Here is a 21,725-nt window from a genome sequence, read left to right as displayed (position 1 = left end):
CGTCAGTCGACGGCGATATTGTCGATGAGACGCGTCCGGCCCAGGCGCGTGGCGGCGATGATGCGGGCCGGGCCGGCAACCTTGTCGAGCGGCTGAAGACTCTCGGCATCGACCACGGTCAGGTACTCGACCTTGTCGAAACCCGCCGCGAGCAGCGCCTGGCTCGCCGCCGTCGTCACAGCGGTGCAGGACGCCTTCCCGTCTCGAACGGCCGCTGCGACCGCCGTCATCTGGCGATGAAGCTGCAGCGCCGTCGTTCGCTCGGCGGGGCTGAGGTAGCGATTGCGCGACGACATGGCGAGGCCATCGGGTTCGCGCACCGTCGGCATGCCGACGATCTCGATCGGCATCGCCAAGTCGCGCACCATGGCTTTTATGACCTGGAGCTGCTGAAAATCCTTTTCGCCGAAATAGCCGCGATCGGGCATCGCCATCATCAGGAGCTTGGTGACGACCGTCGCCACGCCGTCGAAATGTCCCGGCCTGAAAGGGCCGCAGAGCCCGTCGGTGACGCCGGTCACCTTGACGGTGGTCAGCATCGGCGCGGGATACATCTCCTCCTTGGCCGGCGCGAAGACGATTCGGCAGCCCGCCGCCTCCAGCTTGGCGAAGTCGCCGGCTTCGTCGCGCGGGTAGGCCGCGAAATCCTCGTTCGGGCCGAACTGCGTCGGATTGACGAAGATCGACGCCACCGGCGCGTCGCCGCGCGCGAGCGCGCCCGCCACCAGGCTGACATGGCCCTCGTGCAGCGCGCCCATGGTCGGGATCAGCCCGACGGTGCGGCCGGCGGCCTTGTGGGCCGCAACCGCATGGCGCAATTCCGCGACGGTTCGTACGATTGCGAGTTTCTCAGGCATGATCATCTTTCATCTTCAAACGATATCCGAAAGAAATCCATGTTGCCCAGACCTGGTGTTACCCAAGACCTCGCCCGTTTCGTTGCCGAAGCCAAATGGGAAAACATTCCCGATAAGGTGCGTCACGAGGCCAAACGCGCGCTGCTGAATTTCTTTGCCGTGTCGATCGCAGGCTGCCGCACCGCACCGGTCGAGATGGCGCTGGCATCGCTCGCCGAATTCTCCGGCGGCAAGCAGGCGAGCATCATCGGCCGAACCGACCGCATCGATGCGCTCGGCGCCGCCTTCCTGAACGCCGCGGGCGCCAATGTCTTCGACTACTGCGACACCCATCTGCCCACCGTCGTTCATCCGACCGCGCCCGTGGCGCCGGCGCTGCTGGCCCTCGCCGAACTGCGGCGCGTGCCGGGACCCGAACTGCTGCTGGCCTTCGTTCTCGGCTTCGAGATCGAATGCCGGGTCGGCGGCGCAGTCTCCCCTGGCCACTATCCCAAGGGCTGGCACATCACTTCTACGTGCGGCGTGTTCGGCTCGGCCGCCGGCGCGGCGAAGTTGCTGGGGTTGAGCGAGAAGCAGGTCGTCTGGGCGCTCGGCAACGCGTCCACGCAATCGGCGGGGCTGTGCGAGTGCCTTGGCTGGCCGGCGAAAAGTATCAGCGTCGGAAACGCCGCGAAGAACGGCCTGTGGTCGGCGCTTCTCGCCGAAAAGGGCTTCGAGGGACCGGCCGAACCGATCGCCGGCGCCCAGGGCTTCCTCGCCGCCATGGGCGAGCCGCCGAACTGGCCGGCTCTGACCGACGGCCTCGGCGAGACCTGGGAACTCAACGACAATTCGATCAAGCCCTATCCCTGCGGCTTCGTCATCCATCCCCTGCTCGACTGCGCGCTCGACTGGCGCCGCGACCATCCCACTGCGACCGTCACGCGCGTGGCCGTGCGCGGCAATCCGCTCCTGCTGCAGCGGACCGACCGGCCCGACATCGCGACCGGCCGCGAGGCGCAGGTGAGCCTGCAGCACGCCGTCGCTGCCGCCCTGGTCCTGGGCAAGGCCGGCCTCGACCAGTTCACCGACGCCTGCGTCAACGACCCTGCCGTCGCAAAAATGCGCGGCAGGATCGAGGTCGCGAGCGATCCGGCGATCTCGACCATCGCGGTGGAGATGGATTTCTTCACCGCCGACGGCAAGAAGCACGGCGTCGCGACCCAGGCCGCGCGCGGCAGCTCGTCGAACCCGATGAAGGACACCGAGATCGAGGACAAGCTCCGCGCCGAAGCCGGCCGCTGGCGGCCCGGCCACGACATCCAGCCGCTGATCGACGCGGTCTGGACACTGGAGAAGAGTGGCGACGTCTCCAACCTCGCCGCCCTCACGGTGCCGCGCTAGCTGTGTTCTGGCCCAACTTTTCTGGCCCAACTTTTCAAATTTGGCCCAACTCGACCGACAGATATTTGGCTTTTCAGTCGCCTGAAAGCCAACAAAATGGAGCTTTTCAGGGCCTCGGCGGGCCCACCTGAAACGTGGGAGTGTTGGGCCCGAAAGTGGGCCCGCACGTGGGCCCGCATTTGTGCCTTGGCCTTCCCTCAGGCGCATCATTCGTTGGATGCGTTGCAGTCGTCGGCCGTTGGTCTCCACATGCCCGATCGCGCCCGCTGGCTGCGGCGTCGTTCGATGCCCGCCCGACGGCCGTCGGGAAGGCGGGTCTGTTGTTGTCTCACCCACGGGTCAGGACCCGCGGCGGCTGCACCAAGCGCTTCTGCGCGAACCCGCGGGCGGCCGCGGACAGGTCTTGCCGAAAAGGAAAAGGCCGGCGCGAGAAGGGCCAGCCTATCAAAATAATAGGCTAAAACCTGCTGAACTGTCAACTTTATCTCGACTGCGGCACTCACTCATTCCGCCGCTCGCCCCGCAACGTCGGCAGACCGACGCCGGCTGCGTCGAAGCCGCCATCCACCGCCAGCACCTGGCCGGTGATATATTCCGCCTGGTCGCCGCACAGGAAACAGATCGCATTGGCGAGTTCCCGCTCGAGGCCGTAGCGGTTGAGCGGGATATGGTCGTGATAGTCGGCCCGGATGGCCGGCGTGTGCACGGCCTTGGCCATGGCGGTATCGACGGGTCCCGGCGCCACGGCATTGACGCGGATGCCATACTCGCCGAGCTCGGCCGCCTGTTGCCGGGTGAGATGCGCCAGCCCGGCCTTGCTGGTGCCATAGGCGACGCGGAGCGTGGAGGCCCGCAGGCCCGAGATCGAGGTGATGTTGACGATGGCGCCGGAGCCCTGGTCCCGCATGATCGGCGCCACCGCCTGGGTCATCAGGAAGGGGCCGGTGAGGTTGACCGCCAGAACGCGCTGCCATTCCTCCAGCGTCACGTCGAGCAGCGGCTTGAACACGGCGATGCCGGCATTGTTGACCAGGGCATCGATGCGGCCGAACTGCCGCCGGACCTGCTCCACGGCGGCCTGAACCGATTCAGGATCGGAGACATCGGCCTCCAGCGCCAGGGTGGCCTCCGTGCGGTCCAGGGCATCGACCGTGGCGCGCAGCGTGTCGCCCAGGATATCCAGCATCGCAACGTGCCAACCGTCCGCCAGGAAGCGGGTCGCCGCCGCGAGGCCGATGCCGCGCGCCGCGCCCGCGACAAGGGCAACCTTTTTCAACCCAGACGCCATGCCGTGTCTCTCCTTGCTTCTCTCCTGCCGACAGACTTAGCACTCCGCGTGGTCGCAAGTTCGAATTCAGTCCAGCCAGCGATTTCGTTCCAGATCCAGGCGGTTGCTAGCGTCAAATTTGATGCCTTCCTTTTCCAGCAGGCGTCGCTGGAGAATGTCCCCGCCATTGCGCGAGAGGCTGAACGACACTTCGCCCTTGGCGTTGACGACGCGGTGCCACGGGACGTTCGTTGTCGGCTCGAGGCGCTGAAGGACCCGGCCGACAAGGCGGGCACGTCTCGGCATGCCGGCCATCGTGGCGACCTGGCCATAGGTTGCCACCCAACCGCGGGGAATGCGGCGAACCACGGCGCAAATCGCCTCGGCGGCCGCATCGCCTCTCAGCGTGACGGCCGGGCGCGGCTTTCGGATCGGAAGCCCCGGTGGCTTCCGACGTGCCGCTGCCGAGCCTTCGACGACTCTCGAGGCAGGACCGACGCTGACTCGAGGCCATTTGGGAGAACGTTTCACACTGCCTATCCTCCTTGGTCCTCGACCCAAAGAGAAGCAATCAGCACTGAATGCTGATGCCCATCGAATCCCGATTGTTGGTAGAAATTGGAGCGGGCGAAGGGATTCGAACCCTCGACCCCGACCTTGGCAAGGATCAAGACTAAGCTAACTCTTTGATCTTGCTAAGCATGGAGTACCACGGCCTGCCACGATACGCAGGAACATAGCACGAATAGCGCGCAACTTGCGCGCTGCCTATCTGTGCTTAACCGGCTATTGATTCGTCGCACCGTCAGCCGATTATTCACACATGACCACTGATTCCAGGATATCGGCGGATTTGGGCGAGCCGATCCTTTTCCGGACGACAATTTCTGACGTCTACAACGCTGCCGTAAAGGAGGGATCGTTGTGGTTACGATCCGCAGAATATTATCGGCAACTCGAAGACAAAGTTCGGAACGATTGCTCAGAAGGCGTGAGCGCTGGAAGAACAACAGTTCCTTTGCGCGTAGGCTTCGGCGACGACAACATGCTCAACATACAAGGAGCCGGAACGATTGGTCAGGTGATAGTCCCGCACTACATTCTGTCACTACACGGAAGCAGCATCTCGCCAGCGCAGTTGCAGTCCTTTGGGGGCTTCACCTTCGGCATCCGGAGCCTGTTCAAGCTGACAATGGAGATCTTTCATCAAGCATCACAAGTAATCGATTGCTATCGATATAGGTTCGGAGCCATTTCCTACCGATACACAGCATTGAGCCAAGCTCGCGCTGTAACTGGCTCGGGTGCGATCCAGCTTAGCGAAAATCCCCCTCTCTATCTCAATCCTTCAGACACAGACGTTCTTAGAAAATTGCCAATCACGCCATTCATCGAACAAGACGAGTGGAGGATTGTTGTGTTCACGAATGGCCACATAGATGGCGATGCGAACGCTCCGCTAAAGATTAAAGTGCGACCTTCTCATTTCTATCCGTACTCTTCTGCCTCTGGTTAACCGCCCAAATGGCAGGCAAGACTTTATCGGACTTGGTTTCGGATTGGGGAGGCTTTGAACGTCTCGTGGCGCAGCTACATGAGACGGGGTCTGTGACCGTGGAACACAACGTCACACTACCAGGCCGCTCAGGCGCTCCGCGTCAAATTGACGTGCTCGTGCGCCACAAGGAAGGCCTCTATGAGCACCTGATAGTAGTCGAGTGCAAGTATCGAAATGCACCAATCGAAAGGCTGCATGTAGATGCACTAGCCACGACGATCCGAGAAGTCGGTGCGTCCCGCGGCGTCATCTTCTCCACAGAAGGCTTTCAAAGCGGCGCAATCGACCAAGCGCGACACGAAGGCATTTCGTTGTTTCGGCTTCGAGAGCCAACTGACGTTGAATGGGGGCTTCCCGGTCGGCACGTTGATATCTGGCTGCACATCATATCGACGGCACTTGGCGCCTTCGAAATGCCGGTTTATCCATTCGGCCTACCTCCCACGAGGCCCCTGAAGCTCGATATCCGGCTCGGGTTTCCCGACAACATATCCGCGACTCCAATTAAGGTGGCGGATCAAAACGACACCACGTTAGAAGAACTAGTCCTTCGGCTCGCAAACGTTACAACCAAACTTGCCTACAAGCCACTGCGGCTGGATTTCAACGGGTCGTTTGACGGCGAGACAAAGCGAGTCATTCGGGTGAATTTCGCCCCGGAAAAGCCAATGCTGCTTCTTGCCGATGGGCATACGTTGATCGTGCCGCGCATCAGCTTCAGGATTGGCCTCAAGATCAATCAGTCTCGACTTCTAATCGACCGTGGCGAGAAATATGGGTTCGTCTTAGCAGTCGAAGACTGCGTGAAGAATCTGGTCACGACGGCTTCTCGTTCACAGGAAGAACAAGTCACGCAGCTTGCCGATCTCAAACCTCCGACGGAGGCATCGGAAGCCATCTATCAGAATGGATCGATAATCACCGTTAAACTCAAGTCGTTCGAACAATTCTCCGAATTTGATGGGATCGAGCCATCTGGCGGCTCCGAGATGACGATGAAACTGTCAGATATCGAAAAGGGATAACCTCACTCGATATCTGGTCCCGCACGACTGCCCCCCTAGAACTGCCTACTCACTACCGCAATGGCTCATAGCCTTTTCGATCTTTTCCGCACTGGCCACCTTCAGCAAGGGCAGCCACGGCGGCCACCTCAAATTGCGCGCACCAATCCTTATAGTCTTCACTCGATTGCCACCTGCAGCCCGCACAGACATGCTCAATGCCTTCGTCCAAATCCGGCTTTGGATGAATCCTGTCGTGACATACATCGCACAACGCGACCAACTCGAACAAAAATTCTTCGCGAACGTGCTTGTAGGTCAGATGGTGGACCTGAGTAGCCGGTCGTTCGCCACAGCCTTCGCAAGTACCGCTCGCACGCTTCAAAACTTTGTCTCGCTTGCTTCTCCACTGCGGCGACTTCAAATACTCATCATAGCTGCGGCTCCATTCGTCGCTTTCCGACCGTTGCGCCCGCACAAATCGTTGCATCATGTTCGCATAGGCGCGCTCTTGTTGCGCTTTCCATCGTTCGCAGATGCCTTCGTCCTTTGGTGGCACTTTACCCGCTACTGAAATCTTTGCGATCGCACTTCTGGTTAGCTCTCCGCATCGCAAGCATTGTCTATAGAAATGCTGTGCACCATTACTAAGCGTCACTTCGCGAATATCTGTCTTCTCGTGCTGGCATCGGTTGTAGTGTTCGCGCAATGCCTGTGCGATCTCGTCGGTCACATACAAATCGAACGGCAGCCCCGTATCGTCGTCTACAACTTCCATAGACTGTGCCCTCGCGAATTGCTCTAGCTGTGACTACGTCTCTACTTCTCCATCACCTGTAGCTGCCCGACCTTTGTTTTGCTTCTCGATCTCTTTGATAACTTCTTTCAGGTCGACAGCTATTGTGAATTCGATCTGTGCCGAGGACGACGGCGGTGCGTAGTAGCGGTGGTCCTCGTTGGTCAGCACTTCATTGACAAGTCCTTGACCTATGCCGAGTCCGGTTAGGTATTGCGCGCGATCTTGACGCCAAGCCTCCCAATCGAACTTGAAGCGCAGCATTGGTTCCTCTTTGTCGAGGTAGCGTTGAACCCTACCTAGTTCGCTGGCAGTGTAGAATGATTGCGGAGATTTCTCGTTCTTTCGGCTGTTACACGACGTGCACAACACTCCGATGTTCCCCGGCGTCAACCGGCCACCCAGACTAATGGGAACATGATGATCTCGCTCGAGGCCACGCCAAAACGGCACATGCTCCATCGACTTGAAGTCGGTCCGTAAGATGCCGGGCTTAGAGCATTTCACGCAGCTGTAGTCGAACAGGGCGAATAGCTTGTTGCGAAAATGATTTTCGATAACCCGCAAGCAATACTTTTTGTCCCACTCCCACTTGTCACGCTGCCTAATTTTCTGAATGTCAACTGCAGGCACCGTTGTCGGCCACACGATGTGACTATCTAAATCCGAAATCACCTCTCCGGTTTGGGCATCTGCCAAAGAAACAATTCTGGCGCGGTTCAATAGGTGACGACCTCCACCGTACGTCGCAAGAAGCGCATCGTCTCCCACACGGCGAAGATCAAAGCACAACAGTCTTGTGGGTGGTCCGCCGCCGTACTCCCGGTATTCCATGACGTACTGGCGATGGTCGGGCATTGTGGCTGCTCGACTATGTCGCGTTAGATCGTGGGTTGCAGAGAGCACATCGCAGCAAAGTCGGTCTCTCTGAGAATGCGGAGGAATTGCCCCTTCGCAATCAGCGCTTCGGCCTTCAATTGCTTGCTGCTTCGCGTAGCCCCGCCTGCAAGACGCGCTACATCTTGATCGCCAACGATCAACAGCGTTGTTTCCTTGGTCACACCGGTGTCAACGCGACAGCCTACTGCCGCTGCCATGTCCGCGGCCTTGCGGCGTGGCATTGAAAGAGCGCCGGTAAACACAGCAACTTCACCAAAGAATTGTCCCTCTACGTTTCCTGTACGCCGTAATGGTTCAGTGTCAGCCAGATTGATTGGCAGCTTCACGCGCGCAAGGCATTCCTCAAGCGTCATCTTCGTTTCGCTTAGAGCGCGCAACAAGATCAGTCCGGTAGTGCGCGCATCTTCTGCTGCATCGTGGTGACGAAATTTGATGCCAAGATCACGAGCCAAATTCTCTAGCCCATACCCCCTATGGGCATACTGCGTCCAAGTACGTCGGACGACCATTGTGGTATCTAACCATTGGCATTCGATGCCTCTTAGCGTGTAGCGACTCTCCGCTTGTCTAAGTGCGGCCCTATCAAAGAACGAGTGGGAAACAACCGTGTGGCCCGTTACGAAATCGGCAAGTTGAGGATGAACCGCTGCCAACTTCGGCGCGCCCCGCACCTTGTCTTCGTCAATGCCGTGGATGCTGACGTTTATCGGGTCGAAGTAGTCGTCCGGGTCAACCAGTGTTGAAAAGGTCCGACGAACTTCTCCATTCTCAAATTCAACTGCGCCAACTTGGCATATGCTGCTCAAGTCGGCATTGGCTGTCTCAGCGTCCATTGCAACGAAGCGCACGCTCGCCCCCCGGCCCGTTTCCGCTTTGCGTTAAGGACTGGATAGTGGGCCAACTGGCGGTCTTTTCGCAATGGTTGCAAATTCCTGCGCGGGTGCGACCAGTTATCTGTCAGCAGATTTGCAATCGATTGCAAAAGGAAGGCTGAGAAGCCAGAGCGCATCCGGTCAAGGCGAACACCTCCGGGACGCCGAACGCGCAACAACGGCGCAGCGCGTACAATTAGCTGCGCACCAGTCCAGTCGGCGGGGCATGCCGAAGCGGCCAAAACCACTGCAAGGACGGGAAGAAAATTGGAGCGGGCGAAGGGATTCGAACCCTCGACCCCGACCTTGGCAAGGTCGTGCTCTACCCCTGAGCTACGCCCGCGCTCCGATCCGGCCGGGTAGGTGCCGGAAGGCGGTGGTGATAGGGGTTTTTCCGCGCCTTGGCAAGCCCGCCAAAAACTCAGCCGCGGGCGAGCAGACGCTGCAGGTATTTGCCGTATTCGCTTTCCTTTATGGGCTCGATGAGACGCGCGAACGCGGCATCGTCGACGTAGCCCTTGCGCCAGGCGACCTCCTCGGGGCTGCCGATCTGCAGGCCCTGGCGATCCTCGACCGTCTCGACGAACTGGGCGGCCTTCAGCAGGCTGGACGGCGTGCCGGTGTCGAGCCAGGCATAGCCGCGGCCGAGCTTCTCGACGGTCAGCCGGCCCGCCTTCAGGTAGTGGGCGTTGACGTCGCTGATCTCCAGCTCGCCGCGCGCCGAACGCGGCATCCCGGCCGCAACATCGCAAACGTCGGAGTCGTAGAAATAGAGACCGGTGACGGCCCAGTTCGAGCGCGGATTTTTCGGCTTCTCGACGATGCTCGTCGGCCGGCCCTCGGCATCGAATTCGACGACGCCGTAGGCCTGCGGATCGGACACCCAGTAGGCGTAGATCACCGCGCCCCGGCCGTTGGCGCCGCGCTGGGCAACCTCCGGCAGCGAATCGCCGTAGAAGAGATTGTCCCCCAGGATCAGGCCGACGCGGCTGTTGCCGATGAAATTCCTGCCCACGAGGAAGACCTCGGCGATGCCGCCGGGCCGTTCCTGGGCGGCGTAGCTGATCTCCAGTCCCCATTGGCGGCCGTCGCCGAACAGGCGGCGGTAGGACTCGACGTCCTGCGGATTGACGACCAGCAGGATCTCGCGACAACCCGCCAGCATCAGGGTGGTCAGCGGATAGTAGACCATCGGCTTGTTGTAGACGGGCAAGAGCTGCTTGTTGGCGGCCCGTGTCATCGGGTAAAGCCGCGTGCCGCTGCCTCCCGCCAGAACGATACCTTTCATGCCGACACTCTAGGGTGTGTTCCGTGAACATGGAATCATACAAACCTCACCCTGAGGAGGCTGCGAAGCAGCCGTCTCGAAGGGTGGGCTACCGGCACCCCCCGTTGCCCATCCTTCGAGACGCGCCGCTTCGCGGCGCTCCTCAGGATGAGGTAGGTCTTTCACAACGAGATATGCTCTGACAGGCCCCATGTACGACCCGCAACAACTATTCGCCAAACTCGAGGCGCTGGGGATCGCGCAGCACACCGTCGAGCACCCGCCGGTCTTCACCGTCGAGGAGGCCAAGGCGCTGCGCGGCAACCTGCCCGGGCATCACATCAAGAACCTCTTCCTGCGCAACAAGAAGGAGGAGATGTGGCTGGTGGTGGCGCTGGAAGATCGCGCCATCGACCTCAAGCGGCTGGGAGAAGCCCTGGGCGCCGGCCGGCTGTCGTTCGGCAGCCCCGAGCGGCTGCGGCGCGTGCTTGGCGTCGAGCCCGGATCGGTGACGCCGTTCGCCCTGGTCAATGACGAGACGCAGGTGGTGAGACTGGCGCTCGACCGCGGCCTCACAGAAGGCGGGCCCATCAACGCCCATCCCCTGGTCAACACCATGACGACGGCGATCGCTTCGGCGGATCTGCTGCGGCTGTTCGCGGCCACCGGTCACACCCCGCTGTGGCTCGACTTTCCCGTTTGATGTTCCGGGTTGACGTTATATTATAACGGTATGTTTCGTCGTTTCCTGCTGTCGGCAGCGCCGCTGCTGGCCGTCCTGCCCGCCTCCGCCCAAACCACCTCAACGGGGGCCAGGATCAGGGTCGTGGCGACCTTTTCGATCCTGGGCGATCTCGTGGGCGAGGTCGGCGGCGAGCGCGTCGAGCTGTCGACCCTCGTCGGGCCCGACACCGACGCCCACACCTATCAGCCGCGGCCGACCGACGCCCGCACCCTGGCGGCCGCCCAGGCGCTGGTGAGCAACGGCCTGGGGTTCGAGGGCTGGATCGATCGTCTCGCCAAGGCCGCCCCCTTCAAGGGCCGCGCCGTCGTGGCATCGACAGGCGTGGCCACGATCGCGGCCGGACCGGCACATGGTACATCCCAGGGCCACAGCCATGCTCACGGTCCCGATCCGCACTGCTGGCAGGACGTCGCCCACGTCAGGCGCTACGTGGCCAATATCGCGCAGGGTCTCGCCGAGGCCGATCCGGCCAATGCCGCGGCCTACCGCGAACGCGCCGCGGCCTATGACAAGAGGCTGGCCGACCTCGACCAGTGGGCGAAGGCGGAGATCGGCAAGGTGCCGCCGGCCCAGCGCAAGGCGATCACCGGGCACGACTCGTTCCGCTACTTCGCCAAGGCCTATGGCGTGCAGTTCATGGCGCCGCGCGGCTACAACACCGAGAGCGAGCCGTCGGCCAAGGACGTGGCGGCGCTGATCCGGCAGGTGCGCGAGCAGAAGATCAAGGCGCTGTTCGTCGAGAACATGACCAACCCGGGCATGGTCGAGCAGATCGCGCGCGAGTCGGGCGCCATCGTCGGCCCGCGTCTCTACAGCGACGCGCTGTCGAAGCCGGGCGGACCGGCGGCGACCTACGAGGCGATGATGCGCCACAACGTGACGGCGCTGGTGGCGGGGATGATGAAGAACTGAATCTTGCTGGGAGCGCGCCACTCCAGTGGCGCATCTTCTCTTAAGCACGAGCGCCACTGGAGTGGCGCGCTCCCAGCGAAGACTAGACCGAAACCACCTTCAGTCCTGCCGCACGTCTCGCGGCCTGGAGCGTGTTGAACATCAGGCACGCCACCGTCATCGGGCCGACGCCGCCCGGTACCGGCGTCAGATGGCCCGCCACCGGCAGGATCTCGGCGAAGGCCGCGTCGCCCACCAGCTTCGTCTTGCCTTCCGCCGCCACGATGCGATTGATGCCGACGTCGATCACCGCGGCGCCGGGCTTGATCCAGTCGCCGCGCACGAACTCCCGCTTGCCGATGGCGACGACGACGATGTCGGCCTGGCGGCACAGGCCCGGCAGGTCGCGCGTGCGCGAGTGGGTGATGGTGACCGTGCAATCGGCGCGCAAGAGAAGCTGCGCCACCGGACGGCCGACCAGATTGGACCGGCCGATGACGACGGCATGCAAACCCGACAGCGACTTCAGCGCATCCTGCAGCAGCATCGAGATGCCCAGGGGCGTGCACGGCACCGGGAAATCGAGCGGCGCGCCCGCGGCGATCGAGCCCAGCCGGCCGACATTGATGGGATGGAAGCCGTCGACGTCCTTGGCCGGATCGACCGCCAGCAGCACGTGCGACGTGTCGATGTGCCTGGGCAACGGAAGCTGCACCAGGATGCCGTTGATGGCGGGGTCGGCGTTGAGCGTCGCGATCAGGGCCAGCAGCTCGGCCTCGGTGGTCTCGGCGGGCAGCCGGTGATCGAAGCTCGCCATGCCGAGTTCGGCCGCGAGCTTGCCCTTGCTGCGGACATAGACCTGGCTGGCCGGATCGGCGCCGACCAGAACCGTTGCGAGACCCGGCTTGGGTGCGCCCGTCGCCACCAGTTCAGCGACACCCGCGCCCACGCGCTGGCGCAGTCCCAGGGCGAAGGCTTTTCCATCTATCAGTTTCGCATGAGGCAGTTTTGCATCAGCCATGTTCGCGCACCCATTCGGCTATCCGGTCGGCGAGCGCCGCAGGCTCACCGGAAATGCTAAAAACCTTGTCGCGCGCGGCGGCGCCTCTCAGGACAGCGAAGGCCGACCGGGGCAGGCGCCACTCGGCGGCCAGCAGCGCGACCACGGCGGTGTTGGCCTTACCGTCCTCGGCCGGCGCCGTCACCGCGGCTTTCAGCGCACCCCCCTTGGAATGTCCGAGGGCGGTGCGGCGCGCCTTGGGCTGGGCGCGCAATTCGACCGTCACGCCCCGCTCGGTGCGGCGCAGGAATGCCGGATCGGTCAAGACGGAGCGCTAGCGAATGAAGGCCGGCCAGACGTATTCCCACAGCAGGCTGCGGACGAAGAACAGGCCGAGCAACAGGATGACGGGCGAGATATCGACGCCGCCGAGGTTGGGCAGAATCCGGCGGATCGGACGCAACGCCGGTTCGGTCAGCCGATAAAGCACATCGACCGCCATGCGGATGAATTTGTTGCTGATATTGACCACGCCGAACGCCACCAGCCAGCTCATGATCGCACCCGCAATCACGATCCAGGTATAGATGTCGATCACCTTGTCGATCAGCACCGCTAGCGACAGCATCGCGTCCCCGCCTCCAGAGACCGGCTGGCTGCCGGCCGCGCGCACCCTACTCGTCGGGGATTGCCGATCACAAGTCTATTTGAGGTTTGGCCCATTTCAGGCGCGAGACAAGACAAGTTCGACGCTTCCCAGGCGGATCCCACGGGCGGCGCTGATGTCGCGCGGCCCATGCTCGGGCAACAGGCGCGCGCCGTCGATGAAGGTGCCGCCGGGACTGCCGAGGTCCTCGAGACCCAGCCGGCTGCCTGCCGTCAGCAACCGGGCATGGGGCCTGCCGACCGACGGGTCGGGCACCGAAAGATCGGAGGCATGTGCCGCGGGCGCCCCCGTGAGCACGTAGGTTCCAGACGTCCCGTCGACAGCCAGCGCCACGATCCCGCCACCGGCGACCGTGCCGGCAAGCTGCCAGCCGCGCCGGTCGGCCAATGCCATCGAGGGTGGCGCGAGGGCGGGCGGCGCGGAAGGATTCGCACCACCGGCCGGTCCTCTGGCGGTCGGTCCTCTGACGGGCGATCCGGCAAAGCCGGGTGCCGCGCCCGTGGCGGGCTCATCGCGCGGCCAGCGCATGAAAGCGAACACCCACAGCAGGATCAGCGGCACGATCGTGCCGATGCCGGTCAGCGTCAGCAGGATCGCGCCCAGTCCCGTCCATCCCGGCAGGCCCGCCTTCTCGACGATGCGCCAGGCCATCCACGCCGCCAGCACGGTGCCGACGAGGGCAAAGGCCCCGGTGAGGCCGAAGAAGCCCATCAGCGCCGCGATCTCCGCGCCCATCACCTAGCGCCGACCCGGCGAGGCTTCGCCGTTGGGCCAGGTGCTGAAGGCCAGCACCGCCATGACGATGAACGAGCCGATCAACGGCACGAGGTGGAACAGCGACAGCGCGCCGGAAAAGCCCGCCCGCGTACAGATCCGCCAGGTCGGGATGATCAGCACCAATGCCACGAGCAAATGCAGCACCACGATCCCGAACAACAGGAACGAGCCAAATCCGAGGATCCAGGCCATGGGATTGTCCACGCGCTAGACGAGCGCCACGACTTCGATCTCGACCATGACGTCGCGCGGCAGGCGCGCCACTTCCACCGTCGAGCGGGCGGGCGGGTTGGCGCCGAAATATTCCGGCCGGCCGTAGACCTCGTTCATGGCGGCGAAGCTGTCCATGCTCTTCAGGAACACGGTGGTCTTGACCGAGCGATCGAGATCGCTGCCGGCCGCCTTCAGCACGGCGCGCAGGTTCTTCAGCACCTGGTGCGTCTGTTCGGCGATGCCGCCCGTGACGATGTTTCCCGTGGCCGGATCGAGGGGGATTTGCCCCGCGCAGAAGACCATCCCGTTGGCCACGATCGCCTGCGCGTAAGGTCCGAGCGCCTTGGGCGCCGCCTCCGTCTGAACCGCCTTCTTGCCGTTTGCCACTGGTTTACCTCTCCGTCGAAAAAGCCGGCAGGACGCTAACATAGACCGGTTTGCTTGACAGGTGGCCCGGCAACCATTATCCGCGCGGTTCTCCGGGTCGGAGGGGGCTGTAGCTCAGCTGGGAGAGCGCCTCGTTCGCAATGAGGAGGTCAGGGGTTCGATCCCCCTCAGCTCCACCAACCACCCCGACCCGCTTCACGACCCGCTTCACGACCCGCTTCTCTGGCCGCATTCACTGGCTTGCCGCACGTCCTCGCGGCACTATTGCAGTCAATGCGCAGACGCAAACAGCCCATCTCAGGCGACCTCGGCCTCTCGGCCGACGAGGGCCGCGTTCTGGCCGCATTGCGCACGCCGCAGCGCGTGCAGGAGTTCGTCGCCGGCCTGCCCGCCAATTTCGAGCAGGAAGGCGATACCCTGCGGTCGGTCCGCGGCGTGCTGCGCCACCGCAAGGCGCATTGCATCGAAGCCGCCTTCGTCGCGGCCTGCGCGCTGTGGCTGCATGGCGATCCGCCGCTGCTCATGGACCTGACGGCCGCCCAGGGCGATTCCGACCATGTCGTCGCCCTGTTCCGCCGCAACGGCTGTTGGGGCGCGATCTCCAAGAGCAACCACGCCTGGCTGCGCTGGCGCGATCCCGTCTATCGCAGCCTTCGCGAGCTCGCGATGTCGTACTTCCACGAATATTTCAACAACGGCCGCAAGACGCTTCGCACCTATTCGGCATCGGTCGACCTGCGCCGCTTTGCGCCCGGTATGTGGATCACCAACGAGGAGAACTGCTGGGATGTCGGTGCCGCCGTCGACGATGCGCGTCACTACCGGCTGATCAAGCCGGTTCAGATGCGCTGGCTCATGCCGCCCGACGCCACCGTGATGCGTGCCGACAACCTGCTTCAATACGAAAGCCGCGATCGCAAGACGGCCCGCAAATATTAGGGAGCACCACGATGAGGCGAGCGATCTCGATCCTGCTGCTGGTCCTGCTCGCTGCCGCGCCGGCCGCCGCGCAGATCCCCGCCGAATGGCAATCCGCGGCGCAGGCGGTGATCGGCGAACTCGAACGCGACACGCCTCAGGCTGCCAAGCCGTGGTCGGGCGTGGAGCTCACGCAGGGCTGGAACCTTGCGCGCGCCTGGCGCAAGCACAACAACGGCAACGTCGAGATCATCCTGGCCGAGTACCTGTCGTTCGTCGCGCTCTGCCGCCGCGGCTGCGCCAACAGCACGATCGAAGGACAGGGCTATGTCGGCGTGGCCGAACAGGCGAAGGCGCTGCGCAACCAGAATGGCGGGGCCTATGCGATGGCCTCCAATGCGCATGCCTGGCTCGCCGGCCTGCCCGATCCCAGCGGCGCTGCGCAGAAGAACGCCGCTCTCTGGGCGAAGGACCTCGACGTGGCGGCGGCCGACTTCGCCACCAGCAACATCTATGCGCTGGCCTGGCTGCTGGCCCGCAACCGGCCGACGCCGGCCGAGCAGGCCGACGCCTTCGCGCGGTTCGCGATCTTCGTGCAGGGCAGGGCGTGGATCGGCACGCGCTGCCTCGACATCTCGAAGGTGGCGACCGTGCTCGACGCGCCGCCCAGGATCGACGCCTGCAAATGACACCGGGCAAATAGAAAGGGGGCGCCATGCGCCCCCTTTTTTGATCTCGATCGAAGGATCGCTATTCGGCCGCGATCGAGTCCTGCACGAACTTCTTCTTGTCGAAGTCGTCGGCGACCTTGAGGTCGTTGCCGATCAGCTGGTTGATGTCGATCTTGGCGTATTCCATCACGCCCATGTCGCCCAGCGCCTTCTGCACCTTGGGTCCGAACAGGCCGATCTCCTTGAGGATCGGCACGATGCGGGTGAAGAGCCTGGAGCGGAACGCCTGCATGGCGCCCGAATTGTAAGCGTACTCCATCAGCTTATCGACCGGCAGGCCCGAGCGCATCCAGACCTCGGCCTGGTTGAAGCGGTCGCGCATGAAGTAGAGCGCCTCGACGACGAACTCCTCGCGCTCGGCACGTTCGGCATCGGAGAGGTGCGGATAGTATTCGCGCAGCGCCATGCGCCCGAAGGTGACGTGGCGCGCCTCGTCCTGCATGACGTAGGCATTGACCGACGCCGCCAGGTTGTTCTTGGCACTGTCGCGGATGCGCTGGAAGGCGGCGAGCGCCAGACCTTCGATCATCACCTGCATGCCGAGATAGGTCATGTCCCAGCGGCGGTCGGTCAGCGTCTGCTCGAGCAGCTGCTTGAGCGACGGCGTGATCGGATAGGCGCACTTGAACTTCTCGTGGATCAGCCGCTTGTAGCTCTCGACGTGGCGGGCCTCGTCCATCACCTGGGTGGCGGCGTAGAACTTGGCGTTCATGTCCGGAACGGTGTTGACGATCTTGGCGGTGGCGATCAGCGCGCCCTGCTCGCCGTGCATGAACTGGCAGATCGAATGGCACTGCAGGTTGAAGCGCAGCCAGTCCTTCTCCTTGTCGGTCATCTTTTCCCAGAAGGGCGAGCCGTAGATCGGGATCGATTCGTCGGCCATGCCCATCGGGTTGCCTTCGAACAGCTCCTGGCTCCAGTCGATGCGCGTGGTGGTGTCCCACTGCTGCTGCTTGCCCTTCTCGTAGAGGTTCAGCAGGTCGGACGAGCCTTCGTCGTATTCCCAGTTGAAGGCAATCTCGGTGGCGCCATCGAATTTCCAGCCCGTCGTTTCGACCGGCAGCGCGTAGATCTTCTGTGTGCTCATGTGTCTCTTGCCTCCTGACGCTGAAAGCGGTCCCATCCCGGGGGGCCGGAGCGGCAAACATGACGCTCCGTTCATTTTTCTAGCCGGAAACTATCACAAGCTGTTAGACGAGTCCCGCGGTTTTCAGGGTACGTGAGCACGGATTTTCCCATGGCCTATCATCAGTTGCGCATCGCCAAAATCATCCAGGAAACGTCAGATGCGCGCTCTTTCGTGCTCGAGGTTCCAGCCGATCTGGCGGCGAAGTTCCAGTACCGGGCAGGCCAGTTCCTGACCTTCCGGGTGCCGCACGCCGACGGCGCCTTCAACCGCTGCTATTCGCTGTCCAGCGCACCGGGGATCGACGGCCTGCCCAAGGTGACGGTGAAGCGCGTCGATGGCGGCAAGGGCTCCAACTGGTTTCACGACACGCTGAAGGAAGGCGGCACGCTGGACGTCCTGCCCCCGGCCGGCCGCTTCGTGCTGGGCGACGGCGATCAGCCGCTGCTGCTGTTCGGCGGCGGCAGCGGCATCACGCCCATGATGGCGCTGATCAAGAGCGCACTCAAAAGCAGCTCCCGCCGGATGCGCCTGTTCTACGCCAACCGAGACAAGCCCTCGATCATCTTCGACACCGAGTTCGAGGCCCTGGTGAAGGCCAACTCCGGACGCCTCGAGGTGATCCACCATCTCGACGCCACGCAGGGCCTGACCAAGCCCGAGGAAATCCTGGCCGCGCTGAAGGGATTCGAGAACGCCGAGGCCTATCTCTGCGGTCCCGGCCCGTTCATGACGCTGGTCGAGAACACCCTTCTGGGCGCCGGCATGCCGCGCGAGCGCGTGCGCATCGAGCGCTTCGAGGCGTCGGGCAACGACGCGGTGCCGGTCGAGGCCGCGGACGGCGACGTGATCCCGAGCGAAATCACCATCCATTTCGAGGGCAAGACACACAAGGTGCCCTACCAGAAGGGCCAGACGATCCTGGTCGCGGCGCGCGCCGCCGGGCTCAATCCGCTGTCGTCGTGCGAGGAAGGCTTCTGCGCCTCATGCGCGGCCAAGCGCGTCAAGGGCAAGATCGTGCTGGCCAACAACGACATCTACACTGACGACGATCTCGCCAACGGCTGGATCCTCACCTGCCAGGGCCATTGCTTCGGCCCCGAGGTCGAGATCACTTATGACGTCGTCTGAGGGCGACGTCGTGTAGCTACCCGCTCACTCCGCCGCGATCGCCTTCTCGACGAACATCTTCTTGTCGAACTCCTCGGCCACCTTGCCGTCGTTGGCGAGCTGTTCGACGACGTTGATATCGGCGTATTCCATCACGCCCATCTCGCCGAAGGCCTTGCGCACGCGCGGGCCCCACAGGCCGATGTCCTTCACCGTCGGCACGACGCGGCTGAACAGCCGGCCGCGGAAGGAATTCATCTGCTTGGAATTGTAGTGGATGTCGTCGAGCGTCTTGGCCGGCAGGCCGAGCCGCTCCCACACTTCCGACTGGTTGAACCGGTCGCGCATGAAGTAGAGCGCCTCGACAACGAACTCCTCGCGCTCGTCGCGCTCGGCATCGGAAAGATGCGGATAATATTCGCGCAACGCCAGGCGGCCGAAGGAAACGTGACGCGCCTCGTCCTGCATGACGTAGGCGTTGACCGCACCGGCCAGGGTGTTGCCGGCCTTGTCGCGGATCGACTGGAAGGCGGCGAGCGCCAGCCCCTCGATCAGCACCTGCATGCCGAGGTAGGTCATGTCCCAGCGCCGGTCGGTCAGCGTCTGCTCGAGCAGGGTCTTCAGCGCCTTGTTGATCGGATAGGCGACCTTGAACTTCTCATGCAGCAGCCGCTTGTAGGCCTCGACATGGCGGGCCTCGTCCATCACCTGCGTGGCGGCATAGAACTTGGCGTTCATGTCCGGGACCGTGCCCACGATCTTGGCGGTCGCGATCAACGCGCCCTGCTCGCCGTGCATGAACTGGGAGATCGAATTGGCCTGCAGATGCAGCCGGAGCCAGTTTCGCTCCTTGTCGGTCATCTTGTTCCAGTAATCCGTGCCGTAGATCGAGATCGCCTCGTCCTTGAGCTCCATCGGATTGTCGGGATTGAGCTCGAGCGACCAGTCGAGCCGCGTGCTGGCGTCCCACTGCTGCTGCTTGCCCTTTTCGTAGAGCTCGAGCAGCGGCGCCGAGCCGTCGTCGTACTCCCAATTGAACTGGAGATCGGTCGCGCCATCGAACTTCCATTGGGTGAGTTCGACGGGCAGGGCGTAGATGCGCTGCGTGCTCATGGCGGAGCCCTCCCGGGCGATTGTTCTGTCTGGTTGGCAAAAAGATGACGCAGCGGTCACCTTTTGGCAAGTCGATTACGGCTGCAGGCGATAGCCGCCCCGGTCGGTGATCAGGATGGCGGCGCTGGCCGGGTCCTTCTCGATCTTCTGGCGCAGGCGATAGATGTGGGTTTCCAGCGTGTGGGTGGTGACGCCGGCGTTGTAGCCCCAGACCTCGTTCAGCAGCACGTCGCGCGCCACCGGACGGTCGCCGGCGCGGAACAGGTACTTCAGGATCGAGGCTTCCTTGTCGGTGAGCCGGACCTTCTTCTTGCCGCCCTTCTCCATCAGCAGCTTGGCCGCCGGGTGGAATTCGTAGGGCCCGATGGTCATGACCGCGTCCTCGCTGCGCTCGTGCTGGCGCAGGTGGGCGCGCAGCCGGGCCAGCAGGACGTTGATGCGGAAGGGCTTGGTGACGTAGTCGTTGGCCCCCGATTCGAGGCCCAGGATCGTATCGGCATCGCTGTCGGCGGCGGTGAGCATGATGACGGGCGAGCGCACGCCCTGGCGCCGCATCAGCTTGCAGAGCTCGCGGCCGTCCATGTCGGGCAGGCCGATGTCGAGCAGGATGGCGTCGTAATGGGCGAGCTTGGCCTTTTCCAGCCCCTCGGCGGCGGTGCCGACCTGGATGGTGGTGAAGCCGTCATAGAGATCGAGCTGTTCGGCCAGGACGGTACGCAACGCCTGGTCGTCGTCGACCAGCAGGATTTTCTTGCCACGATTGTTTACAGACATGCTGATGCTACCTGCGCGCTGCGCGCCCCACATTATCCGGGCCACTCTATCTGGTACGGTGAAGGGGAAAAAGCGGTTCACTTCGGCTAATACCCGCCCCATGGTAAAGGAAAGCATGATCCCGGGTCAGGTTCATTCCCGTACGGCAACAGCGCTCGCCGCCGTCGAACGCGCCATGGCCGAATTGCGCCGGGGCGGCATCGTCCTGATCCGCGCCGACGATGGCGCCGGCGGCCTGGTGATTGCCGCCGAATCCTGCGGCCCGCGGGCTCTCCAGCGCCTCCAGGGCCTGGCCCAGGCAGCGCCCGTGCTGGTCACCACGCGCCGCCGCGCCGAGGCGATCGGCATGGAGATCCCGCCCCACATCGCCGGCGGCATGGGCGAGACCAACAAGCCGATCACCCTCGACCTGCCCGACGGCGTGCCGGTCGACGTCATCCTGCAGCCGCACGAAAGCACGCCGGCCGATCACAAAGGCGCCACTGCACGACATGTGGCATTGCGCCAGCTGTCGCGGCCGGTGGCGAGCCACGCGCCGCTGATCGCCCAGACCGCGATCGAACTCGCCAAGCTCGCGCGCCTGCTGCCCGCCGTGGTGCTGGGCCCGCTCAGCGGCGACCCCAACAACAAGCGGCGCGACTGGGCGCGCGATCAGGACCTGATCTATGTCGAGGCCGCCGACATCCTGGCCTACGAGGACACCGCCTCGCGCACCCTGCAACAGGTGGCGCAGGCGCATGTGCCGCTCGAAGGCGCCGAGAATGCCCGTATCCTCGCCTGGCGGCCGAGCGACGGCGGCAAGGAGCATCTCGCCATCGTGGTCGGCGAAATCGATCCGACCGAGCCGGTGCTGATCAGGCTCCATTCCGAATGCTTCACCGGCGACCTGCTGGGCTCGCTGCGCTGCGACTGCGGCGTGCAGCTGCGCGGCGCCATCGCCGAGATCGCCAAGCAGGGTTCGGGCGTACTGCTCTATCTCGCGCAGGAAGGCCGCGGCATCGGACTCGTGAACAAGCTGCGCGCCTACGAACTCCAGGACGACGGCTTCGATACCATCGACGCCAACGAGCAGCTCGGCTTCGACGCCGACGAGCGCATCTATGCGCCGGCCGCGACCATGCTGGCCCGCATGGGCATCCAGCGGGTGCGGCTCATGACCAACAATCCGGAGAAGATCCGCGGGCTGGAGCGCTACGGCATCGAGGTCGCCGAGCGCGTGGCCCATGCCTTCCCGGCCAACGGACACAACGAGAACTACCTGCGCACCAAGGCCGAGCGAGCGGGCCACCTGCTCTGACAACCGGCAGCGGCACACGAAGCGTGCCGCAAAAAGTCGCCAGGTGTGCCGGGGCGTGTGCCGCTCGCGGCG

General features: G+C 63.3%; 25 protein-coding genes and 2 tRNA genes. 10 read left to right on the top strand and 17 right to left on the bottom strand.

The window, feature by feature from the left end:
- Window positions 1–2: 2 nt before the first annotated feature.
- Entirely contained in the window at window positions 3–857 is an 855-nt protein-coding gene (gene panC, locus EPO55_RS02030; protein ID WP_296334714.1) for a pantoate--beta-alanine ligase, read from the bottom strand.
- A gap of 39 nt (window positions 858–896) precedes the next feature.
- Here panC and EPO55_RS02025 point away from each other — a divergent pair, with 39 nt between their 5' ends.
- A complete protein-coding gene (locus EPO55_RS02025) occupies window positions 897–2,240 on the top strand; it encodes an MmgE/PrpD family protein (RefSeq protein WP_296334713.1) in 1,344 nt (447 codons plus the stop codon).
- A 499-nt stretch (window positions 2,241–2,739) separates the two neighbouring features.
- On the opposite strand, the gene EPO55_RS02020 is transcribed toward EPO55_RS02025, so the two are convergent.
- Together EPO55_RS02020 and EPO55_RS02015 are read right to left on the bottom strand one after the other, a co-directional pair.
- Window positions 2,740–3,528, bottom strand: coding sequence for an SDR family oxidoreductase (locus EPO55_RS02020; RefSeq protein ID WP_296334712.1), 789 nt, complete (start codon window positions 3,526–3,528; stop codon window positions 2,740–2,742).
- A gap of 66 nt (window positions 3,529–3,594) precedes the next feature.
- A complete protein-coding gene (locus EPO55_RS02015) occupies window positions 3,595–4,038 on the bottom strand; it encodes an MGMT family protein (RefSeq protein WP_296334711.1) in 444 nt (147 codons plus the stop codon).
- Window positions 4,039–4,330: 292 nt separating this feature from the next.
- Between EPO55_RS02015 and EPO55_RS02010 the strand changes: the two genes are divergently transcribed.
- Both EPO55_RS02010 and EPO55_RS02005 read left to right on the top strand, forming a co-directional pair.
- Window positions 4,331–5,023: a hypothetical protein gene (locus EPO55_RS02010; protein WP_296334710.1), complete on the top strand. Its 693-nt coding sequence runs from the start codon at window positions 4,331–4,333 to the stop codon at window positions 5,021–5,023.
- Window positions 5,024–5,031: 8 nt separating this feature from the next.
- Entirely contained in the window at window positions 5,032–6,090 is a 1,059-nt protein-coding gene (locus tag EPO55_RS02005; RefSeq protein ID WP_296334709.1) for a restriction endonuclease, read from the top strand.
- Window positions 6,091–6,142: 52 nt separating this feature from the next.
- Here the strand turns inward: EPO55_RS02005 and EPO55_RS02000 are convergent, their stop codons facing one another.
- From EPO55_RS02000 to rfbA, 5 genes are all read right to left on the bottom strand, one after another.
- Window positions 6,143–6,847, bottom strand: coding sequence for a hypothetical protein (locus EPO55_RS02000; RefSeq protein ID WP_296334708.1), 705 nt, complete (start codon window positions 6,845–6,847; stop codon window positions 6,143–6,145).
- Window positions 6,848–6,880: 33 nt separating this feature from the next.
- The gene (locus EPO55_RS01995; protein WP_296334707.1) at window positions 6,881–7,723 is read right to left on the bottom strand and encodes an HNH endonuclease; all 843 of its coding nucleotides are present in this window, start codon (window positions 7,721–7,723) and stop codon (window positions 6,881–6,883) included.
- A gap of 23 nt (window positions 7,724–7,746) precedes the next feature.
- Window positions 7,747–8,613 carry an exonuclease domain-containing protein gene (locus EPO55_RS01990; protein WP_296334706.1) on the bottom strand — a complete coding sequence of 289 codons (867 nt, stop codon included), beginning with the start codon at window positions 8,611–8,613 and terminating at the stop codon, window positions 7,747–7,749.
- A 292-nt stretch (window positions 8,614–8,905) separates the two neighbouring features.
- Window positions 8,906–8,980: transfer RNA gene (locus tag EPO55_RS01985), tRNA-Gly, on the bottom strand.
- Between the two features lie 78 nt (window positions 8,981–9,058).
- Complete coding sequence (rfbA, locus tag EPO55_RS01980) at window positions 9,059–9,925, bottom strand: glucose-1-phosphate thymidylyltransferase RfbA (protein WP_296334705.1); 867 nt, start codon at window positions 9,923–9,925, stop codon at window positions 9,059–9,061.
- 190 nt (window positions 9,926–10,115) lie between these two features.
- Between rfbA and EPO55_RS01975 the strand changes: the two genes are divergently transcribed.
- Together EPO55_RS01975 and EPO55_RS01970 are read left to right on the top strand one after the other, a co-directional pair.
- Complete coding sequence (locus tag EPO55_RS01975; protein WP_296334704.1) at window positions 10,116–10,607, top strand: prolyl-tRNA synthetase associated domain-containing protein; 492 nt, start codon at window positions 10,116–10,118, stop codon at window positions 10,605–10,607.
- Between the two features lie 30 nt (window positions 10,608–10,637).
- The gene (locus EPO55_RS01970) at window positions 10,638–11,561 is read left to right on the top strand and encodes a zinc ABC transporter substrate-binding protein (protein ID WP_296334703.1); all 924 of its coding nucleotides are present in this window, start codon (window positions 10,638–10,640) and stop codon (window positions 11,559–11,561) included.
- 82 nt (window positions 11,562–11,643) lie between these two features.
- Here EPO55_RS01970 and folD read toward each other — a convergent pair whose 3' ends face one another.
- The 6 genes from folD to EPO55_RS01940 all read right to left on the bottom strand — a co-directional run bounded on the left by folD (window position 11,644) and on the right by EPO55_RS01940 (window position 14,584).
- On the bottom strand, window positions 11,644–12,561 hold the full coding sequence (gene folD, locus EPO55_RS01965; RefSeq protein ID WP_296334702.1) for a bifunctional methylenetetrahydrofolate dehydrogenase/methenyltetrahydrofolate cyclohydrolase FolD: 918 nt from the start codon (window positions 12,559–12,561) through the stop codon (window positions 11,644–11,646).
- On the bottom strand, window positions 12,554–12,865 hold the full coding sequence (locus EPO55_RS01960; RefSeq protein WP_296334701.1) for a DUF167 domain-containing protein: 312 nt from the start codon (window positions 12,863–12,865) through the stop codon (window positions 12,554–12,556). Before EPO55_RS01960 ends, folD begins: the two co-directional genes overlap by 8 nt.
- A 9-nt stretch (window positions 12,866–12,874) precedes the next feature.
- Window positions 12,875–13,168, bottom strand: a complete 294-nt coding sequence (locus EPO55_RS01955) for a YggT family protein (protein WP_296334700.1) — start codon at window positions 13,166–13,168, stop codon at window positions 12,875–12,877.
- Window positions 13,169–13,264: 96 nt separating this feature from the next.
- A complete protein-coding gene (locus EPO55_RS01950) occupies window positions 13,265–13,942 on the bottom strand; it encodes an FHA domain-containing protein (protein WP_296334699.1) in 678 nt (225 codons plus the stop codon).
- Between the two features lie 3 nt (window positions 13,943–13,945).
- Complete coding sequence (locus EPO55_RS01945) at window positions 13,946–14,176, bottom strand: hypothetical protein (protein ID WP_296334698.1); 231 nt, start codon at window positions 14,174–14,176, stop codon at window positions 13,946–13,948.
- Between the two features lie 15 nt (window positions 14,177–14,191).
- Window positions 14,192–14,584: a RidA family protein gene (locus EPO55_RS01940; protein WP_296334697.1), complete on the bottom strand. Its 393-nt coding sequence runs from the start codon at window positions 14,582–14,584 to the stop codon at window positions 14,192–14,194.
- Between the two features lie 103 nt (window positions 14,585–14,687).
- Here EPO55_RS01940 and EPO55_RS01935 point away from each other — a divergent pair.
- From EPO55_RS01935 to EPO55_RS01925, 3 genes are all read left to right on the top strand, one after another.
- Window positions 14,688–14,763, top strand: a tRNA-Ala gene (locus tag EPO55_RS01935).
- 94 nt (window positions 14,764–14,857) lie between these two features.
- On the top strand, window positions 14,858–15,523 hold the full coding sequence (locus tag EPO55_RS01930) for a hypothetical protein (RefSeq protein WP_296334696.1): 666 nt from the start codon (window positions 14,858–14,860) through the stop codon (window positions 15,521–15,523).
- A gap of 11 nt (window positions 15,524–15,534) precedes the next feature.
- On the top strand, window positions 15,535–16,191 hold the full coding sequence (locus EPO55_RS01925; protein WP_296334695.1) for a hypothetical protein: 657 nt from the start codon (window positions 15,535–15,537) through the stop codon (window positions 16,189–16,191).
- Window positions 16,192–16,252: 61 nt separating this feature from the next.
- On the opposite strand, the gene EPO55_RS01920 is transcribed toward EPO55_RS01925, so the two are convergent.
- Window positions 16,253–17,320, bottom strand: coding sequence for a ferritin-like domain-containing protein (locus EPO55_RS01920; protein WP_296334694.1), 1,068 nt, complete (start codon window positions 17,318–17,320; stop codon window positions 16,253–16,255).
- Between the two features lie 150 nt (window positions 17,321–17,470).
- Between EPO55_RS01920 and EPO55_RS01915 the strand changes: the two genes are divergently transcribed.
- Complete coding sequence (locus EPO55_RS01915) at window positions 17,471–18,490, top strand: ferredoxin--NADP reductase (protein WP_296334693.1); 1,020 nt, start codon at window positions 17,471–17,473, stop codon at window positions 18,488–18,490.
- Window positions 18,491–18,514: 24 nt separating this feature from the next.
- On the opposite strand, the gene EPO55_RS01910 is transcribed toward EPO55_RS01915, so the two are convergent.
- The gene (locus tag EPO55_RS01910; protein WP_296334692.1) at window positions 18,515–19,582 is read right to left on the bottom strand and encodes a ferritin-like domain-containing protein; all 1,068 of its coding nucleotides are present in this window, start codon (window positions 19,580–19,582) and stop codon (window positions 18,515–18,517) included.
- 75 nt (window positions 19,583–19,657) lie between these two features.
- Window positions 19,658–20,356, bottom strand: coding sequence for a response regulator transcription factor (locus EPO55_RS01905; RefSeq protein WP_296334691.1), 699 nt, complete (start codon window positions 20,354–20,356; stop codon window positions 19,658–19,660).
- A gap of 115 nt (window positions 20,357–20,471) precedes the next feature.
- Here EPO55_RS01905 and ribA point away from each other — a divergent pair, with 115 nt between their 5' ends.
- Window positions 20,472–21,653 (top strand): GTP cyclohydrolase II, encoded by a 1,182-nt coding sequence (gene ribA, locus EPO55_RS01900; protein ID WP_296334690.1) that lies wholly within the window; start codon window positions 20,472–20,474, stop codon window positions 21,651–21,653.
- The last annotated feature ends 72 nt before the right edge of the window (window positions 21,654–21,725 follow it).

Origin of the sequence: Reyranella sp. (assembly GCF_004296935.1) — a bacterium.
Lineage (GTDB): Bacteria > Pseudomonadota > Alphaproteobacteria > Reyranellales > Reyranellaceae > Reyranella.
Note: the sequence above shows the minus strand (reverse complement) of the source record. Positions and strands in the feature narration are given on the sequence as shown.

Bases quoted from the DNA above. Each gene is read 5' to 3' on its own strand.
- EPO55_RS01975 (WP_296334704.1), top strand. From the start codon at position 10,116: ATGTACGACCCGCAACAACTATTCGCCAAACTCGAGGCGCTGGGGATC.
- EPO55_RS02000 (WP_296334708.1), bottom strand. From the start codon at position 6,847: ATGGAAGTTGTAGACGACGATACGGGGCTGCCGTTCGATTTGTATGTG.
- EPO55_RS01925 (WP_296334695.1), top strand. From the start codon at position 15,535: ATGAGGCGAGCGATCTCGATCCTGCTGCTGGTCCTGCTCGCTGCCGCG.
- rfbA (WP_296334705.1), bottom strand. From the start codon at position 9,925: ATGAAAGGTATCGTTCTGGCGGGAGGCAGCGGCACGCGGCTTTACCCG.
- EPO55_RS01955 (WP_296334700.1), bottom strand. From the start codon at position 13,168: ATGCTGTCGCTAGCGGTGCTGATCGACAAGGTGATCGACATCTATACC.
- EPO55_RS01970 (WP_296334703.1), top strand. From the start codon at position 10,638: ATGTTTCGTCGTTTCCTGCTGTCGGCAGCGCCGCTGCTGGCCGTCCTG.
- EPO55_RS01910 (WP_296334692.1), bottom strand. From the start codon at position 19,582: ATGAGCACGCAGCGCATCTACGCCCTGCCCGTCGAACTCACCCAATGG.
- EPO55_RS01915 (WP_296334693.1), top strand. From the start codon at position 17,471: ATGGCCTATCATCAGTTGCGCATCGCCAAAATCATCCAGGAAACGTCA.
- EPO55_RS01930 (WP_296334696.1), top strand. From the start codon at position 14,858: ATGCGCAGACGCAAACAGCCCATCTCAGGCGACCTCGGCCTCTCGGCC.
- folD (WP_296334702.1), bottom strand. From the start codon at position 12,561: ATGGCTGATGCAAAACTGCCTCATGCGAAACTGATAGATGGAAAAGCC.
- EPO55_RS02025 (WP_296334713.1), top strand. From the start codon at position 897: ATGTTGCCCAGACCTGGTGTTACCCAAGACCTCGCCCGTTTCGTTGCC.
- EPO55_RS01905 (WP_296334691.1), bottom strand. From the start codon at position 20,356: ATGTCTGTAAACAATCGTGGCAAGAAAATCCTGCTGGTCGACGACGAC.
- EPO55_RS01950 (WP_296334699.1), bottom strand. From the start codon at position 13,942: ATGGGCGCGGAGATCGCGGCGCTGATGGGCTTCTTCGGCCTCACCGGG.
- EPO55_RS01920 (WP_296334694.1), bottom strand. From the start codon at position 17,320: ATGAGCACACAGAAGATCTACGCGCTGCCGGTCGAAACGACGGGCTGG.
- EPO55_RS01945 (WP_296334698.1), bottom strand. From the start codon at position 14,176: ATGGCCTGGATCCTCGGATTTGGCTCGTTCCTGTTGTTCGGGATCGTG.
- EPO55_RS01995 (WP_296334707.1), bottom strand. From the start codon at position 7,723: ATGCCCGACCATCGCCAGTACGTCATGGAATACCGGGAGTACGGCGGC.
- EPO55_RS02005 (WP_296334709.1), top strand. From the start codon at position 5,032: ATGGCAGGCAAGACTTTATCGGACTTGGTTTCGGATTGGGGAGGCTTT.
- ribA (WP_296334690.1), top strand. From the start codon at position 20,472: ATGATCCCGGGTCAGGTTCATTCCCGTACGGCAACAGCGCTCGCCGCC.
- EPO55_RS02020 (WP_296334712.1), bottom strand. From the start codon at position 3,528: ATGGCGTCTGGGTTGAAAAAGGTTGCCCTTGTCGCGGGCGCGGCGCGC.
- panC (WP_296334714.1), bottom strand. From the start codon at position 857: ATGCCTGAGAAACTCGCAATCGTACGAACCGTCGCGGAATTGCGCCAT.
- EPO55_RS02010 (WP_296334710.1), top strand. From the start codon at position 4,331: ATGACCACTGATTCCAGGATATCGGCGGATTTGGGCGAGCCGATCCTT.